Source organism: Microtetraspora sp. AC03309 (assembly GCF_020826795.1).
Taxonomy (GTDB): domain Bacteria; phylum Actinomycetota; class Actinomycetes; order Streptosporangiales; family Streptosporangiaceae; genus Microtetraspora; species Microtetraspora glauca.
Map to the genome: position 1 here is coordinate 1 of NZ_JADDIL010000006.1, position 15,937 is coordinate 15,937.

Below are 15,937 nucleotides of genomic sequence, written 5' to 3' on the forward strand. Positions count from 1 at the left end.
TTGTGCATCATGCACTGGCTTTTAGCACACTGTTGAGTTCTCAAGAAACGGACGCGACCACCATCACCTCAGACTCGAAACCGAGCCATCCGCTCCGGGGCGTTTACGCTTCATTCTGTTTTGCTTTGTTCTTTACTCTCGCTATTCTTTCAGGCCGCCCGGTCCGTGTCAAACCGTCCCATTTCGGAACACTTGACCCGAACCCTGCAACCCGAGAGGAATCGCAGCCGCCCCGTCTCCGGGGCAACCCCTCTAACTTACCAGGTTCCTGTCCGCTTCGCGAACCAACTACCAGAAACTGATCGTTTGAGGAGGCTTGTCGAGTTTAGCCCACGCCGTCCCATGCCTGAACCGCTAAGCGGAAGGGGAGGGAAGGCGCCGGGCTGCGCCGACTGGACAAGATTAACAGCTCGCTCAGAGTGATCGAGCCGCGAAACGCCGGGACAGGTCGGGCGACAGCCGTACCTGCCGGGAGGAACCCGCGGACAGGAGCACCGATCGATCTTTCCTTGTGGATCAGGTAGAAACAGGTAGTGGCTGAACAGCGGTTACCTCGTGCCCTGATCGTTCTGGTCTGCACGGCTGCCGCCGTCATCGTTCTGGCCGGCATTCAGGCAGTCCAGTCGATCGTCGGGCCGGTGGTCCTCGCGCTGACCCTCGTGATCGCCGTCTCTCCGCTCCGCGACTGGCTCTACCGCCGCAATGCCCCCGTGTGGGTGCTCGTCGCGGCCCCGTTGCTGGTCCTGCTGGTGGTCCTCCTCGGCATGGTCGCCGTTCTCAGCTTCGCGGCGGCCCAGTTGGCCATCCTCACGCCGACGTACGCCAACCAGTTCAACGAGCTCATCGCGAATCTCCAGAAGTGGGCCGCGTCGCTCGGCTACGGCAGCGAACAGATCAACAAGGCCCTGGCCTCCTTCGACCCCGGCAAGCTGATCGAGCTGGCCCAGAGCGTGCTCTCCGGCCTGCTCGGCGTGTTCTCGCTCCTCTTCCTCATCGTGGTCATGCTCCTCGCCATGAGCCTGGACGCTCCGATCTACTCGAGGATCCTGACGGCCGCCCGTGCGGAGCGCCCGGCCCTGGTGAACGCGTTCACCACGTTCACGCACAAGACGCGGCGTTATCTCATCGTCTCGACGATCTTCGGGGTTATCTGCTCGGCCTTGGACATCGTGGCGTTGTACGCCTTGAGCGTGCCGCTTCCCCTGCTCTGGGGAGTCTTCGCGCTGATCACGAACTACGTACCGAACATCGGATTCATCCTGGGGCTGATCCCGCCCGCCCTGTTGGGGCTGCTCTCAGGCGGCCCGAAGACGATGGTCCTGGTGATCGTCGCCTACATTGCGATCAATGTGGTGATCCAGTCCTTCATCCAGCCGAAGTTCCTTGGAGACGCGGTCGGCCTGTCCACCACGATGACGTTCCTGTCGCTGATCGTCTGGACCTGGGTGCTCGGACCGCTGGGCGCCCTGCTGGCGATCCCGCTCAGCCTGCTCGTACGCGCGTTGCTCGTCGACAGCGACCCCAACGGCAAGTGGGCGGCCTCCCTGGTGTCCGGACGGTTGCCCTCGGACGACGGGTCTCCGGGCTCCGCCGCCTGACCTCGCCGGACGTACGGCGGGGCCGCACAGACGCCGCACCGGCGACGCGTATGGTCGAACCATGCGGCGATGGGACATCGACGAGCGGCAGACCGGGATCGCGAACGGCTCGGCCATGGATCCGCAGGTCCAGCGGCTGACGGACTGCATGAGACGGGACGGCTGGGTCACCGAGGAACCCGAGGTCCATCTGCTCCCGCACCTGCGCCGGGCCTGCGGTTCCGAGTGGCTGCTCACCGGGCAGCGGCTCCTCCAGGACGGCGTCTACGAGGTCACGGTCTCGCTGGCCGGTGACCGGGAGGGCGTGGACGTCCACCGTGACGCGATCCGCCTGCTCTCCTCGATCGCCGAGACCGCCTTCTTCGTACGGCAGAGCGAGCCCGGCGTGTTCGACTGCGTCACCGGGGTGCTGGACGGCGATCCGCCCGGGTTCAAGAGCCACGGGCACCTGATCCGGCTGATCGTCAGGTGACGGCCTGACGATCAGGGTGACGTCCGACCCTCCGGAGCGGCCGTGACCCCGGACCGCGCCGTCACGCGAGCCTTCCCTCCATCGCGACGCGCCGACGCCACGGCATCCCCGCGATGAGCAGCGGGAACAGCACTATGGAGCTGATCGCCCATGGAGCGTGCAACTCGCCCCACTCGGCGCCGGTGAACTGGGTGAGCACGAGATACCCGACGGCCGCCCAGAGGGTGCTGCCGATGATCACCGGCCAGGCCCAGCGGGTGGGCCGCGCGACGAGGAACGGCATGAACCACATGAGGTACTGCGCCCCGAGCCTCGGCGTGAAGATCATGAAAGCCAGCACGATCGCGATGGTGACGTCGATCGGGTCGGCCTTGCGCCACCAGATCACGCAGGCCACGAGAGACGCGTAGATGAGGTACTGGCCGATTTTGAGCGAGGTCGGGCTGAGCACCCAGTCGCCACCGTTGAGCACCGCCGTCCAGCCCCAGTCACCGGTGATCGGCCGGACGTCGCTCGGGCGCAGACCGATCGTCTTGAGCACCTCCGGAAGCTGGTTCCACGCGGTCCACCCGCCGATCGGCAGAGTGAGCAGGAACAACACCGGGGGTACGCCGACGGCGATGAGGGAGACCACGCGGGAACGCAGCCCGGGCAGGAGCATCAGCATCCCCGGCACCAGGATCACCGGCCAGCTCTTCGCGCAGAGCGCCATCCCCATGAGCACGCCCGCCCAGACGGCACGCCCGGTCGCCGCCCGGTCCGCGTCCGTCGGATGGATGAGGCGGCTCAGGAAGTCGGCCGGCCGCGTCCACGGCAGGGGGGCGGGGAGCGTCCAGCCGTTCGGGCCTCGGGCCACGACGTACGCGGCGACGGCGAACACCAGCGAGACCGGCTCGACCTGGCCGTGCACGGAGGCGACGAGGACCGCGAGAGGGTTGCAGGCGTACTGGAACGCGCGGAGTCTCTCGGTCGACCCGCCCGCCAGCTTGCCCACGAGCGGGATCAGCACGATGTCGGAGACGACCGTGACCAGGCGGCCCGCGACCTCCCAGGGGATGCCGAACCAGAGCAGCAGCCCGTACACGTACGGGATCGTCGGGAGGAAGTGCCAGCCGCCGTTGCTCTCCAGCACCGGATCGCGGTGGTTCAGGATCGCCTCGCCCGCCGGCCGGAAGCTGTTCACGAAGTCGATCGGCTGCCAGCTGTCCTTGGCCGACAGCACCATGATCAGGACTCGGAAGCCGATGCCGATCGCCAGGGTGACGGTGAGCGACGGTTTCCATCCTTTCCGTTGTGCGAGCAGAGCAAGGAGCACACCGGAGACGAGAACGAGGCCCGTGGGAATCGCGTAATCCATAACGGTCCCAAGACTGCCCGATGGGTGGCTCTGTCGGCCACTTGGGGAAGGAAGATTTCGGGGATTTCCGCGACAGAGTGTCGCGTCACGGATGCGAAAAGTGATATCGGGGAGAAGTCATGAAACTGCGGTTGTGGATCGTGCTCGGAGTCGCGACCTTCGTCGGCATGGTGATCGGTTTCCTGTCGCCGTCGCGGAGCGACCGGCACGATGTGGGGCGCTGGGCCGCCTACCGTGCCGGTCGCCGTACCGCGTTCGGTCAGAATCCCGCGGTCACCTTGGTGAACTCCCAGTCCGCCTGAGCGATGCCGCTGCAGTTCTCCGCCACACCGCCGCCGGGGCAGCCGCGGTCACGGTTGACGGACCAGAAGGCCAGCCGGCCGAGCCCCTTGGAATTGGCCCAGTCGCGGATCTGGGTCCAGGTCGCCACCGAGGTCAGCTCCTGCTGGTCGGACAGACCGTTCATGCCGGAGATGCCCATGTGGGCGTAGGCCTGCGCGTCGGTCCAGCCGTTGGCGGACTTCAGCGCGTTCTTCAGGCCCTCGGCGGCGTTGACGGTGTTCTGGTACATGTTCGCGCCGCCGCCGAAGTCGAACGGCATGATCGTGTAGTTGTCGATGTCAACGCCGAGCGCCTTCGCCTGGTTGATCAGCCGCGTGCCGTAGTACGTCGGCCCGGTGGTGCTGGTCCCGAAGGTGACGACGACCTTGACGTTCGGGTTGTTCTGCTTGACGATCTTGAGGGCGCCGAGAATGCGGTCCTGCACCGTCGTGTTCTCGAACTCGTCGGTGTTCTCGATGTCGAAGTCCACCGCCGCGGGGGCGTAGGCGTTGATGACCTGCTGCACCGCGGAGGCGTAGGCCGCCGACGACGAGCAGTTCGGGCCGAGCTTGTTGCCCTGCCAGCCGCCGAAGGAGATCTGTACGTTGCCGCCGGCGGCCTTGATCGTCGAGATCGCCTGCGCGTCGACGCCTCCGGTCAGCGGGCGCTGCCCGTCCCAGGCGGGCGTGCAGCCGCCCCCGGACAACATGAACGCCATCGTGAACGCCTTGACGCCGGTGGCGTTCATGACCGTGGTCGGGCTCGGCGGATTGCCCCAGCCTTCGTAGAGGTACGGCGCGCCGGGGAGCTTTCCGCTGGTCGAGCAGCCCGTCGTGGTCCCGGTCGCCGCCCCGCTCGCGGCCGACTCGCCGTTCGCGTTGTACGCCTTGACGGTGTAGGTGTGCGACGAGCAGGCGGACAGGCCGGAGATCGTGGCGGACGTACCGGTGACCTGGGCGACCTGCGTGCCACCCTCGTAGACGCGATAGCCCGTCACGGTGCCGCTCGACGCGGACCAGGACAGCGAGATCGACGCGTTCGTGCCGCCGGTCACCGTGGGCGTGCCGGGCGTGCCGGGAGCGCCAGCGGACGGGGACGGGGAGGGGCTGGAGGTGCCGCCGCCGCAGGACGCGCCGTTCAGCAGGCAGTTCGAAGGGGTGGCCCCCGCGCCGCCCGGACTGCCGTTGAAGCCGAAGCTCGCCGTGCCGCCGGCCGGGATCGTGCCGTTCCAGCCGACGTTCGTGAACGTGAAGTGCTGGCCGTTCCGCGTCATCGCGGCGTCCCAGAACGAGCCGACGGTGGAGCCGGCGGGCAGGTCGAACTCGACCTTCCAGCCGCTGATCGAGGAGGACGTGCCGTTGGTGATCACGTACTTGCCCTCGAAACCGGTTCCCCAGTCCTGGGTCTTGGTGAACACGGCGGTGGCCGACGCCGCGTCCGCGGGCGCCGCGGCGATGACGCCGCCGACGAGGGCGAGCGCGACGGCCGCGACCGCGGCTCTGACGCGCGTGCTTGATCGGAATCTCATCGTTCCTCGCAAGGATGGTGGGGGGTGGGGATCATCAGAGCGCGTCGAGGTACGCCCGATGGCTGCGAGAGAACTCGTAGCCGTTGTACTTGTCCCAGTTGACGGACCACGTCATCAGGCCGCGTAGGCCGGGGAAGACGCCGTGCGGCCGGTAGGAGCCGCAGCCGGTCCCCTTCGCCAGGCAGCCGAACGCCTTCTGGACCTCGGCGACCGTGGTGAAGCCGTTCCCGGCGTAGGGCGCGGCCGGTAGGCCGATCGCCACCTGGTCGGGACGGAGCGCGGGGAAGGTGGTGCCACCGGCCACGGGGAAGCCGGTGAGCAGCATGTCGGTCATCGCGACGTGGAAGTCGGCCACGCCCATCGTGTGGTACTGGCCGTCGAGGCCCATGATCGGCCCCGAGTTGTAGTCCTGCACGTGCAGCATGGTCAGGTCGTCCCGCATGGCGTAGATCACCGGGAGGTACGCGCCGGAGCGGGCGTCCGCGGCGCCGTTCGGCCCCGGGCCGTAGAACTGGTAGCCGAGCTGGACGAAGAAGGTCTCGGGCGCCATCGTCAGGACGAAGCCCGAGCCGTACCTGGCCTTGAGGGTCTTGAGGGCCGAGATCAGGTTGACGATCACGGGCGTGGTCGGGTTCCTGAAGTCGTTGTCGCCCGAGTTGAGCGACAACGAGTGACCCTCGAAGTCGATGTCGAGGCCGTCCAGGCCGTACTTGTCGATGATCGCGGCGACGGAACGGACGAAGGCGTCGCGGGCGGCCGTGGTGGTCAGCTGGACCTGGCCGTTCTGCCCGCCGATCGAGATGAGGACCTTCTTGCCCGCCGCCTGCTTGGCACGGATGGCCGCGATGAAGTCGGCGTCGCTCTCGACGGTCGGGCATTCGGCCACCGGGCAACGGGTGAACCGGATGTCCCCTGAGGTGACGGAGGTGGGCTCACCGAAGGCCAGGTTGATGAAGTTCCATTCGGCGGGCACATCGGCCATCCGGACATATCCGGATCCGTTGGCGAAGGACGCGTGGAGGTAGCCCACCAGCAGCCTGCCACCGAGTGGGGGGCTGGTGGGAGACGCGCTCGGGCTCGCTGAAGGGCTCGCCGAGGGACTGGCGGACGGACTCGCTGACGGGCTCGCCGAGGGACTCGCCGACGGGGACGGACTGGTCCCCGGCCCGTCCAGCACCACATCGTCGGCGTAGTACGCGCCCTGGCCGTACCAGCCGTTGACATAGATCGACACGTTGCTGGTCGAGGATCCGGTCGTGAACGACGTGGTCACCTGTGTCCACGCCGCACCCGGCGCCGCCCAGGTCTGAACGTTGACGCCCGTGCCCGTCGCACCGAGGAACACGTAGTTCCCCCGCACCCACGCCGACAACGTGTACGCCGTGGACGGCTTGACCCCGATCGACTGCTCGCAGCGGGCCGTGTCACTACCCGCCGGAGAAGCGGACAGCGCCTTCGACCCGCCATGCACAGGGGTGGAAACCGCCTGCGCTCCCGACGTGGCCGAGCAGGTCCAGCCGGACAGCCCCGACTCGAACCCGGGATTCACGGCGATGTTGTCGGCGTACGCCGTACCTGACGTGGAGAGGAAGCCGGCGGCGGCGAGCAGCATGGCCGCGCCGATCGTGATCAGTTTCTTCATGGGCGTCATCCCGTGTACGAGGCGAGGATCGTGGAACGCGTGTGGCGTGGCCGCGCGACGTCGGCGCGTCCGCGGAGCGCGCCGGTGCGCCCGCGTCGGCCGGGGATCATCTCCCTGAACGTGGACAGGAGGGACGCACCGGAAAGCGCCGGGGTGAGCGCGGTCGTCATGGCACGGCCTCTGATCGAGTGGGGAGGTTCCTCGGATCGGCGGCGTGTGGTGCGGAATGCGGGCGGAGAACGCTTCTGACAGGAGTCGAAGGGTGTCGTCGGGGGGCGGAGTGAAGGATTCTTTTAATAAAGTTTCCTAAGAGTTGTGGGGATCGTAGCTCCGCGTACGACCAGCCACAAGGCCTAATTCGCCGGGCACTGCCGACCGGAGTCCAGTCATCGCAGCCGGCATGTAACAAATGACGTAGACCGCCCGCTATTTCGGGCGGTCTACGTCAAGCTCATACGGCCGCTCGTGGATCTTCGGCCGGAGCGGGCGTACGCGCGCGAAAAGAGCCGTCGGCCGACACTGGGGAGCCTCGGACCGAGGACATGTACGCCCGAGCGCCGAACGGCAGGCGACACCTGACAACGTGGAGCGAATCAGCCGGGAGCCTCCGTCGATCGAGGCGAGTCGGGCGGAGTCCACGATCAGACTGCAGAGCAGGAGTCAGGCGGCGACCGGCACCAGATCTCAAGCCAGGAGTCGGGCGGAGCCCCGGACCAGACCTCAGGCCAGAAGCTGGGCGGTGTCCAGAACCAGATCGAACGGCGCAGGCAAGGAGAGCTTCTCTCCGAGAGGAACCTTCACTTCGTCGTCATAGCCGTCCTCGGTCGGCTGACTGAGCAACCGCACGATCTCCTGAGCAGGATCGATCACCAGGTAGAGCGGAACCTTGCCCTTGGCGCACCGCCCCGGCTTGTACTCGTGGTCGTCCTGAACGCTGCTGGGCGAGACGACCTCCACGACCATCAGCGCCTCGTCCGCATGGACGTGGTCATCGCTCCACATCCGCGGCTCACGCGGTACGACCGTGAGGTCCGGACGGAAGCGGTCCTCATGGACGCCGAAGAACAGGGTGATGTCCCCCCAGCCTTCCCAAGCCCTCTCCGCGAGCAGCGGCATCAAGACCCTGAGCAGGGCGAACACGATCTGATTGTGGATCTTGCCGGGCATGGGTTTGATCACCACCCGGCCGTCGACGAGCTCGATCCGACGCTCCGGATAACGCTCGACCGCGTAGGCCCACAACTCCACCGGCGGCGACACCACCTCGACGGGTTTCGAAGCCGGCAACGGCGACCTCCTGAAACGATGGATCGAGTGCTTGCGCTTGACCACGAGCCTGGCCATGCGTCCATCATCCCCTCTCCCCCTTGCAACGCAACGCATTCAATGCCTCACGCAAGGTATCCGACCCCGCCGACACTCCCGCTGCGCCCGGACAGCCCAGGTGAAGGCTTCTCCCACCGGGAGTAATCCGTACGCGGATCGCCCCTCTAGCGGGCAGCGTGCGGGCGGTCGCACGGACACCGAGGCCGCTCTCAGGAACGGTCTGGCACCTCATCGCCGGCTTCGGCTCCCCGGCCCTGTTCGGCGTCCCGGCTTTGTCCGGCGTTCCGCGCGGCGGTCGCCAGCCAGTCGGCGACGGCGTCGCTGATCGGCAGGCCGGTGTTCGTCTCCAGCCAGCCCCATTCGCCGTTGGGGTCGATCTCCAGGAAGACGTACTCGCCGTCCGGCCGCAGGATGAGGTCGATCGCGCCGTAGGCGAGTCCGAGGTCCACGACCAGGTCCACGCAGCGCCGTTCGACGTCCGCGGGCAGGGTGTGCACGGCGTACCGCACGCGGGTGTCGTCGTGGTGCCGCCGGTCGTCGTGGGCCGCTCGCGCGTTCCGCGCGTCGATCTCGACGGCGAACACGCGGTCACCGACCACCGTGACACGCAGTTCCACGGCCTTGGGAACGTACGGCTGCAGGATGACCGGCTCATGCTGTACGCGGTGACGGGAGGTGAGTTGCCGTCGGGTCACCGCGGTGGTGTGGACGCGGTGGTCCTGCCCGTCGAGCAGGAACCGATGGGAGTCGAAGAGCTTGGCGATCAGGTGGCCGTCGCTTCTCGCGTACGCGGGGACCAGCGCGGCCGGATCGTTCGTCATCACGGTCTCGGGGATCGTGAAGCCCAGCCGGACGGCCCGGTCCAGGTGGACGAGCTTGTTGTGCGCCCTGTCCACGGCGGGTGGGCGCGCGGGGAACCATGGGACGGTCAGGAGGTCCCAGAGCCCGGCCATGAAGAACCGGGAGACCCGCTCCACGTGCGCGCGCTGCGTCGGGTCGGTCATGTTCACCGCCGCCGTGGGCGCGTTCGGCCGCCTGACCCACACGGCGGTCACGTCGCCCAGGTCGAGGTCACGGTCCTCGGTGGCCAGCAGGAACGAGGGCTCGTCGCCCTGGAAGGTCACGGTGACCCGGCCTCCCGAGGGGAAGTCGCCCGGATCCCACCACACGACCGGCAGGCCACGGCTTTCGATCTTGGGGAGGACCATGTCCACGGTGACGTCGCCGCGGTCGCTCAATATCAGCAGCATGTCGCTTTCCCTAGCCTTCGCGCTCCGCCCCGGCGACGACGCGCGGTGCCCGGGGAGGCCCTTCTCCGCCGCCCGAGGACCTCGGCGTCCACGTTCCTCCCATACGGCGAGAAACTGACACCACCCGATGGCCCCGCTGATCGGTTGAGCACCTGAGGAGAAACCTAGAGATCACACCTTGGCCCGGACTGCGTCATGACTTGGATCACACTTGGGAACGGCTGCACGCCTGTCACCAGGTCGCCTGGACGAGGGTGACCACCCCGGCGCCGACCAGTGCGGCGGCCCACATCCTGTCGAGGTTGAACCAGGCCCTGCGCAGGATCGCGAGTCCGGCGAACTCGTACACCGCCAGGGCGACGGCGCCCGCGGTGAGGAACATGGCGAGCGTGTGCACGCCGGCGACGAACAGGCCGCCGGACAGGGCGTGGCCGTGGTGACCGGCCGGGATGCGGGTCAGGACGGGCAGCAGCATGAGGCCGGCCCCGTGCGCGGAGGACATCAGGAACGACCACGCGGCGAGCTGGCCGAGCGACAACCGCATCCCGACCCAGCGGAAGTGCCGTTTCGACAGCAGGCGCCACAGGCCGAAGGCGACGAGCACCACGCCGGCGCCGATCGACAGCGCGGTGCCCGTCACCAGGGACCCGGTGGCGCCGACCACCAGCGCCACCAGGGCCACGGAGGCCAGATGCCCGAGCGCGATCGCGGGGAGGGACTGCAGCAGCCGGTCGCGGCTGCGCTCCTGCAAGCCCCTCGCCACCGCGAACAGCCACCCCATCGCGGGGTTGATCCCGTGGAAGGCGCCCAGCAGGATGACCGCCGTCAGCGTCACGGGTAGCAGTAGGAGTCGGAGGAGGCGTCGCCGCCCTGCAGGCGGGTCTGGTGCGGGCGCAGGCCGCGGAAGTCGTCGCCGTGCGGGAAGAACCGCTCGTCGAAGGTGAACGAGTCCGTGTCCACCTTGGCCATCCACGCCCCGACCCCGTCGGGATAGAACTGGTCGTCCCAGGCGCCGTACAGCGAGTTGGTGACGTAGACGCGCCGGCCGTCCCGGCTGATCTCGACCATCTGCGGCCCGCCCGCCAGCCGCTCGGACGGCGCTGCCGGGTGGGCGGTTCGCCGTACGACGCCGCCGATGCGCAGGGAGCCGGTCTCGACCGGCGCGAAGGGATCGGAGACGTCGTACCGCTTCAGCTCGCCCGTGCCCCAGCAGGACACGTAGAGGTTCCGGTCGTCGACGGACAGGTCGATGTCGGTGACCAGCGGCGGGACCGCGCCGAACGGTTTGAGCAGGTCGGGGAGATCGTCCGGGGACGCGGGTTCCGCCGGGATGTCGATGATCTTCTTGACCGCCCAGCGGGAGCCGTCGCGGTACCAGACCCAGATCGAGGCGGACAGGTCCTCCACGCTGGTGACGACTCCGACGAATCCGTACGTCTTGGTCGGGTCGTGCGCGGGACGCAGTTCGAGGGGCATCTGGTACTGGTCGCCGAGGTCGATCTCCTGGACGTGCCTGCGTTTGCGCAGGTCCCAGAAATGCAGGCGGTGGCCGTACTTGCGGCCGAGGAGCAGCTCGCCGACCAGTCCGTCCTCGATCATGGACGGCGTGCCCCACTCGGAGCTCACCAGCACGTCGTGGTTGATGTGCCACCAGAAGTCGTAGGCGAGGTACTGCGGCCCGCGGTCGGCCTCCCACCTGCCGAGCACCTCGAACGAGGTGTGGTCGAGCAGCGCGATGCCGCCCGGCCCGTCCTCGCCGAACCCGCCGAGCGCCGAGACGTACAGCCCCTCGGGCCCGCAGTGCACGGTGTGCGGACGGGAGTATCCGGCGCGTTTGCCCAGTTCCTCGGGCTCGATCACCTTGACCAGTTCGGGGCTGGTCCGTCCCTTGGTGTCGTAGACGTAGATCCGCGATGAGCGCAGTCCCGGCACGATCAGGTAGCGGCGCTCGACGTGCGGATGCGGCGCGTTGGGGCACAGCGCACTGCTGCATGCGTTCCAGCCGAAGTGGTGGAGCTCGTCCCCCGTGTACGGAAGGTCGGTCCAGCCGACGACGGTCCCGTACGCCGGGGACTCGGGGTCGGTGTCGAGGACGGCCAGCGCGTCCGGCCTTTCCGCGGACCGGTCGAAGGCGGCGACGTAGGCGAGCTTCTCCCGGGGAGCCGCGGCGGCGTCCCGAGGCGACGGATAGAACGTGGGATCAGGCGTCCAAAGGCTCATGCGTCCAGAGTCTTCCTATATTTCCCACAGGGTCAATAGGTAATACTTCTCTCCCTTCCCAGGGGCTCCAGCATTCGCCCGGGGCGCCGCGCAAGCATCGCGGGATACCGTGATATGTCATCTTTTGCAATAGCGGCGGGCGGGTCATCGGCCCCCGAACTCGGATGGAAGCGCGCCTCATGTTCTTCGGCATCACCGACATCTGGTCGTACGTCATCGGCGCGTTCCTGATCATCCTGCTACCGGGGCCCAACTCGCTCTACGTGCTGTCCACGGCGGCGCAACGCGGTGTGCGAGAGGGCTACCGGGCCGCCTCCGGGGTCTTCCTCGGCGACTCGGTACTCATGGTGCTGTCGGCGGCCGGGGTGGCGTCACTGCTGAAGTCGACGCCGATTCTGTTCAACGTGGTCAAGTACGCCGGAGCGGCCTACCTGGCGTGGATCGGGTTCGGCATGTTGCGCGCGGCCTGGCGCGGGTGGCGGACCCGCAGCCTCGCCGAGGCGCTCGCGTCCCAGGAGCCGCCCGTCACCGGCGATCCGTTCCGCAAGGCTCTGGTGATCAGCCTGCTGAACCCGAAGGCGATCCTGTTCTTCGTCTCGTTCTTCATCCAGTTCGTGGACCCGTCGTACGCCGCGCCGGCCGTCTCGTTCCTCATCCTGGGGACGATCGTGCAGATCTTCAGCGTGCTCTATCTGACGATGCTGATCTTCGGAGGCACGTTCGTCTCCGCCCAGTTCCGGAGGCGGCGCAGGCTGACGGCGGGGCTGACATCGGGCGTCGGCGCCCTCTTCCTCGGCTTCGGGGCCAAGCTGGCGACGACGAGCCTGGGCTGACCCTCCCCTGGAGGGGGCCTTGGCGGGCAGTTTTCCGGAATAGGGGTAGATTTGCCGACGTTTAACCGGACAGGCGGGGATATTTCCATACAAAAGCACCCCCGCTGACGCAGGCCGTCGCCTCTGGTCGAACGCCGTGGGCCGACGCCGCAAGGCCGCCCCGGAGACGATGCGTACCACGCCTCGCGGGCGACCACCGAGGTCACACGGGTCTCGCCGCCAGTCCAGGGAGTGTCATGGACCATCCACCCTTCGCACTGCCGCACCTGCCGTCTCTCCTCAGGCAGGCGGTGCCGATGCTGGTCGAAGGTGTACTCGCCCCCCTCGCCGTCTTCTACGCGGCGCTCAGCCTGGTCGGCCTCAACGGGGCCCTCTGGGCGGCCATGGGCTGGGTCTACCTCGGCATGTTGTGGCGCGTCGTACGCCGCAAGCGGGTTCCGGGCACGATGGCGCTCACCGCCGTCGCGATCACGGCGCAGGCCGCGCTCGGGTTGTGGACCGGCAGCGCGATCGTCTACTTCATCCAGCCCGAGGTCGGCACGATCTGTCTCGGCATGGTCTTCCTCGCGTCGGTGCGACTACGGCGCCCCCTGCTGGCGAAACTCGCCCAGGACTTCGTCCATCTGCCGTCGTTCGTGCTCCGGCACGAGCGGGTCCGGCAGTTCTTCGTACGCGTCACGCTCCTGTGGGCGTTCGTACTGATCGCCAACTCGGCCGGGAACATCTGGCTGCTGCTGAACCAGTCGATCGGCAGCTTCCTGCTGCTCCGCACCATCGCCATGGTGGCTGTCACGGGCCTGGCGATCGCCGTGTCCGTGTGGGGCTTCCGTCGGGCGCTGCACCGCCTCCACCTCGATACTCCCGCCGCCATCAGTACATAAGCGGCAAATCCATATTTCATGCCGTTTGTCCGGTTTGGTGGTGGAAACTGGACAGGCATGAGCTCGAAGTCGAAGAAGCGCGGCACCGCGTCCACGCCGGAGCCCACAGCGTCCAGGGCGGAATCCGTACCGGAGAGCGAGCGGGGCACCGCTCGCCCGGGCACGACATCGCCTCAGCGGACACCGCCTCCGCAACGGAGCCAGCCGCCACAGCCGCAGCCGCGCCAGCGGGGCCGCACCGATCTTCCCGGCCAGCCGCACAGCCACGTGAACAGCAAGGCCGTCGCGGCCAACAGGCACTCGGCGGCGAAGGGATCCCTTCCGCTCCGCCGCGGACAGCGCGGCTGACCGCCCCGTCCGCGACGTCAGCCGGTAACTCAGCCGGTAACTCAGCCGGTAACTCAGCTGGAAAGTCCGCTGGAAAGTCAGCGGAACAGCAGGATCCGGATCGCCAGCGGGATCGGAGTGCCTCCCCCGACCACCTCGAGGACCCGATGCCTGGTCTCCGGCGTGTCCAGAAGCGCCGCGACGACGGCGGCGACGTCGTCCCTGGACACGGGGTCGTGCTGCGACAGCGGCACGTCCGCGAGGGTCACCAGGCCGGTCCCCTCGTCGTCGGTGAGCCGTCCGGGCCGGAGGATGGTCCAGTTGAGGTTCGGCCGGGCTCGGAGGTCCTCCTCGGCCGCGGTCTTCGCGTTGATGTAGGCCGCCCAGACCTCGTCGCTCCCCGGTGGGGGCGGTTCGCCCGCCCCGATCGAGGAGATCTGGACGAAACGGCGCACGCCGGCCCGCTCGGCGGCGTCCGCCAGCAGGACCGACGCGCGGTGGTCCACCGTCTCCTTGCGCGCCGCGCCGCTGCCCGGCCCCGCGCCCGCGGCGAAGACCACCGCCCCGGCCCCGAGCAGGATCTCGGCCAGTTCCCCGGGCCCGGTCCGCTCGAGGTCGCACAGCACGGGCTCCGCGCCGGCCGCGCGGACGTCGGCCTCATGGCCGGGATCGCGCACCAGGCCGACCGGTTCGTCCCCACGTGCGGCGAGCAGCCGTTCGAGCCGTAGTGCGATCTTCCCGTGGCCTCCCGCGATCACTACGCGCATGTGGCTCACCCCCGCCGATGATCCTCGCACGGCCTCCCGAGCCGAGGCTTCGAGGCGCGGCGGCACCACCCCTGTTCATCCCTCGTCATTCCTCCACCGGGTAGCCGAAGCGGAAGACGCCCGAGGGATCGTAGGCACGCCGGATCTCCGCCAGCCGCCGGATCACCTCCGGCCTCCACGCCACCCGGAGCTGCTCGCGTAGCGCGTCCCCCGTCAGTCCCAGCAGGTTGACCTGCGCGGGCCGGGGTCCGGCGACCTCCATCAGGGCGTCACCCGCCTTGATCGCCTCCGGGGCGCAGACCGCGTGGACGGACAGGCTGTACGCGGCCTCCCGCCCGCCGACGGCGTTCCCGACGTTCCCGGCCTCACGGGCCATCGCTCCCCCGAGGTGGCGGATCTCGACGACCGTCAGCGACTCGTCGGCGGCGGCCAGCACCGCGTCCGCGTCCACGTCGTCGAGCAGCACGCCCCTCCCCCACGAGGGCAGCGGGCCCTCGGGGTCGTTGTAGACCGTGTGCGTGTCGCGGTACGGCATGTCGGCGAGCGTGTCGGCCAGGATCGGCGCCGCCGCCCGCATGGGCGCGACCACCCGTTCGCCGCCGGCACCGGCGTGGACGACGCGGACCGCCACGACGGGCGGCGCGCCCGGCGGCCTGAGCAGGGCCACGGACGTGGTCGTCGCCTCGGGCAGGCCCCGCGTCCAGTCGAGGTACGCCGTGAAAACCTCGCGCGCCGAGTCGCCCGGGTAGATCAGGCTGCCGCCGAACACGTGGGCGTGCGGCAGCAGATCGAACGTCATCGACGTGATCACGCCCATGGTGACCTTGCCACCTCGCAGCGCCCAGAACAGGTCGGGCTCGTGCACGGCGCTCACGTGCCTGAGCCGCCCGTCCGCCGTCACGATCTCCAGGCCGCGCACGCGGTCGGCCGCGAAGCCGTACGCGCGGGACATCAGGCCGATCCCGCCGCCGACGGTGTACCCGATCACGCCGACGCCGGGGGACGACCCCGAGAGCGGGGCAAGGCCGTACGCGGAGGCCGGACGGATCACGTCACCCCAGCGGGCGCCCGCCTGGACCCGCGCGGTCCGCGCGGCGGCGTCGATCGTGACGTTGCCCATCCGCCGTGTGGTGACGAGCAGCCCGCCGTCCGCCGGCAGGCCCGGCCCGTGTCCCGTACTCATGATCGCGATGGGCAGTCCCGCGTCCGTGGCGTGGCGGATCGCGGCGATCACGTCCTCGGCCGACTCGGCGGGGACCACCACGTCGGGACGGTGCGTGACCGCGAGATTGAATCCGCCCGTCTCCTGCTCATATCCGGTGTCTCCCGGCTTCAGAATTCTCATGGGGACGACAGTGGCCGACGCCGATTGTGAATCGCTGAATTCCCCGCACTAGCGAGAGCCAAGCCAGACC

The 15,937-nt window shown here is 68.5% G+C and carries 15 protein-coding genes; 5 read left to right on the plus strand and 10 right to left on the minus strand.

Annotation, left to right across the window (positions count from 1 at the left end; all coding sequences use genetic code 11):
• Positions 1-533: 533 nt before the first annotated feature.
• Both IMZ11_RS04680 and IMZ11_RS04685 read left to right on the plus strand, forming a co-directional pair.
• The gene (locus IMZ11_RS04680) at positions 534-1,598 is read left to right on the plus strand and encodes an AI-2E family transporter (RefSeq protein WP_228637831.1); all 1,065 of its coding nucleotides are present in this window, start codon (positions 534-536) and stop codon (positions 1,596-1,598) included.
• A gap of 61 nt (positions 1,599-1,659) precedes the next feature.
• Positions 1,660-2,070 (plus strand): hypothetical protein, encoded by a 411-nt coding sequence (locus tag IMZ11_RS04685; protein WP_228637833.1) that lies wholly within the window; start codon positions 1,660-1,662, stop codon positions 2,068-2,070.
• A 61-nt stretch (positions 2,071-2,131) separates the two neighbouring features.
• Here the strand turns inward: IMZ11_RS04685 and IMZ11_RS04690 are convergent, their stop codons facing one another.
• Complete coding sequence (locus IMZ11_RS04690; protein ID WP_228637835.1) at positions 2,132-3,427, minus strand: hypothetical protein; 1,296 nt, start codon at positions 3,425-3,427, stop codon at positions 2,132-2,134.
• A 119-nt stretch (positions 3,428-3,546) separates the two neighbouring features.
• On the opposite strand from IMZ11_RS04690, the gene IMZ11_RS04695 reads away from it, so the two are divergent.
• Positions 3,547-3,729: a hypothetical protein gene (locus tag IMZ11_RS04695; protein WP_228637837.1), complete on the plus strand. Its 183-nt coding sequence runs from the start codon at positions 3,547-3,549 to the stop codon at positions 3,727-3,729.
• On the opposite strand, the gene IMZ11_RS04700 is transcribed toward IMZ11_RS04695, so the two are convergent.
• The 7 genes from IMZ11_RS04700 to IMZ11_RS04730 all read right to left on the minus strand — a co-directional run bounded on the left by IMZ11_RS04700 (position 3,687) and on the right by IMZ11_RS04730 (position 11,714).
• The gene (locus IMZ11_RS04700; RefSeq protein ID WP_228637839.1) at positions 3,687-5,276 is read right to left on the minus strand and encodes a cellulose binding domain-containing protein; all 1,590 of its coding nucleotides are present in this window, start codon (positions 5,274-5,276) and stop codon (positions 3,687-3,689) included. The two genes, IMZ11_RS04695 and IMZ11_RS04700, sit on opposite strands and share 43 nt — an antisense overlap.
• A 34-nt stretch (positions 5,277-5,310) precedes the next feature.
• Positions 5,311-6,918, minus strand: a complete 1,608-nt coding sequence (locus IMZ11_RS04705) for a chitinase (RefSeq protein ID WP_228637841.1) — start codon at positions 6,916-6,918, stop codon at positions 5,311-5,313.
• Between the two features lie 5 nt (positions 6,919-6,923).
• A complete protein-coding gene (locus tag IMZ11_RS04710; protein ID WP_228637843.1) occupies positions 6,924-7,088 on the minus strand; it encodes a hypothetical protein in 165 nt (54 codons plus the stop codon).
• 550 nt (positions 7,089-7,638) lie between these two features.
• Positions 7,639-8,262 carry a Uma2 family endonuclease gene (locus tag IMZ11_RS04715; RefSeq protein WP_228637845.1) on the minus strand — a complete coding sequence of 208 codons (624 nt, stop codon included), beginning with the start codon at positions 8,260-8,262 and terminating at the stop codon, positions 7,639-7,641.
• Between the two features lie 191 nt (positions 8,263-8,453).
• Entirely contained in the window at positions 8,454-9,494 is a 1,041-nt protein-coding gene (locus tag IMZ11_RS04720) for an MvdC/MvdD family ATP grasp protein (RefSeq protein ID WP_228637848.1), read from the minus strand.
• A gap of 232 nt (positions 9,495-9,726) precedes the next feature.
• The gene (locus IMZ11_RS04725) at positions 9,727-10,329 is read right to left on the minus strand and encodes a hypothetical protein (RefSeq protein WP_374462105.1); all 603 of its coding nucleotides are present in this window, start codon (positions 10,327-10,329) and stop codon (positions 9,727-9,729) included.
• Positions 10,326-11,714, minus strand: coding sequence for a selenium-binding protein SBP56-related protein (locus IMZ11_RS04730; RefSeq protein ID WP_061259113.1), 1,389 nt, complete (start codon positions 11,712-11,714; stop codon positions 10,326-10,328). Before IMZ11_RS04730 ends, IMZ11_RS04725 begins: the two co-directional genes overlap by 4 nt.
• Positions 11,715-11,893: 179 nt before the next feature.
• Between IMZ11_RS04730 and leuE the strand changes: the two genes are divergently transcribed.
• Positions 11,894-12,547 carry a leucine efflux protein LeuE gene (gene leuE / locus IMZ11_RS04735; protein ID WP_228637850.1) on the plus strand — a complete coding sequence of 218 codons (654 nt, stop codon included), beginning with the start codon at positions 11,894-11,896 and terminating at the stop codon, positions 12,545-12,547.
• A 236-nt stretch (positions 12,548-12,783) separates the two neighbouring features.
• Complete coding sequence (locus tag IMZ11_RS04740; RefSeq protein WP_228637852.1) at positions 12,784-13,428, plus strand: VC0807 family protein; 645 nt, start codon at positions 12,784-12,786, stop codon at positions 13,426-13,428.
• A 425-nt stretch (positions 13,429-13,853) separates the two neighbouring features.
• Here IMZ11_RS04740 and IMZ11_RS04745 read toward each other — a convergent pair whose 3' ends face one another.
• A complete protein-coding gene (locus IMZ11_RS04745) occupies positions 13,854-14,522 on the minus strand; it encodes an SDR family oxidoreductase (protein ID WP_228637854.1) in 669 nt (222 codons plus the stop codon).
• 85 nt (positions 14,523-14,607) lie between these two features.
• Entirely contained in the window at positions 14,608-15,867 is a 1,260-nt protein-coding gene (locus IMZ11_RS04750) for an FAD-binding oxidoreductase (protein ID WP_228637856.1), read from the minus strand.
• Between the last annotated feature and the right edge of the window lie 70 nt (positions 15,868-15,937).

Excerpts from the sequence above, each read along its gene's own strand:
- IMZ11_RS04685 (WP_228637833.1), top strand. The coding sequence starts at position 1,660 with ATGCGGCGATGGGACATCGACGAGCGGCAGACCGGGATCGCGAACGGC.
- IMZ11_RS04690 (WP_228637835.1), bottom strand. The coding sequence starts at position 3,427 with ATGGATTACGCGATTCCCACGGGCCTCGTTCTCGTCTCCGGTGTGCTC.
- IMZ11_RS04695 (WP_228637837.1), top strand. The coding sequence starts at position 3,547 with ATGAAACTGCGGTTGTGGATCGTGCTCGGAGTCGCGACCTTCGTCGGC.
- IMZ11_RS04700 (WP_228637839.1), bottom strand. The coding sequence starts at position 5,276 with ATGAGATTCCGATCAAGCACGCGCGTCAGAGCCGCGGTCGCGGCCGTC.
- IMZ11_RS04705 (WP_228637841.1), bottom strand. The coding sequence starts at position 6,918 with ATGAAGAAACTGATCACGATCGGCGCGGCCATGCTGCTCGCCGCCGCC.
- IMZ11_RS04710 (WP_228637843.1), bottom strand. The coding sequence starts at position 7,088 with ATGACGACCGCGCTCACCCCGGCGCTTTCCGGTGCGTCCCTCCTGTCC.
- IMZ11_RS04715 (WP_228637845.1), bottom strand. The coding sequence starts at position 8,262 with ATGGCCAGGCTCGTGGTCAAGCGCAAGCACTCGATCCATCGTTTCAGG.
- IMZ11_RS04720 (WP_228637848.1), bottom strand. The coding sequence starts at position 9,494 with ATGCTGCTGATATTGAGCGACCGCGGCGACGTCACCGTGGACATGGTC.
- IMZ11_RS04730 (WP_061259113.1), bottom strand. The coding sequence starts at position 11,714 with ATGAGCCTTTGGACGCCTGATCCCACGTTCTATCCGTCGCCTCGGGAC.
- leuE (WP_228637850.1), top strand. The coding sequence starts at position 11,894 with ATGTTCTTCGGCATCACCGACATCTGGTCGTACGTCATCGGCGCGTTC.
- IMZ11_RS04740 (WP_228637852.1), top strand. The coding sequence starts at position 12,784 with ATGGACCATCCACCCTTCGCACTGCCGCACCTGCCGTCTCTCCTCAGG.
- IMZ11_RS04745 (WP_228637854.1), bottom strand. The coding sequence starts at position 14,522 with ATGCGCGTAGTGATCGCGGGAGGCCACGGGAAGATCGCACTACGGCTC.
- IMZ11_RS04750 (WP_228637856.1), bottom strand. The coding sequence starts at position 15,867 with ATGAGAATTCTGAAGCCGGGAGACACCGGATATGAGCAGGAGACGGGC.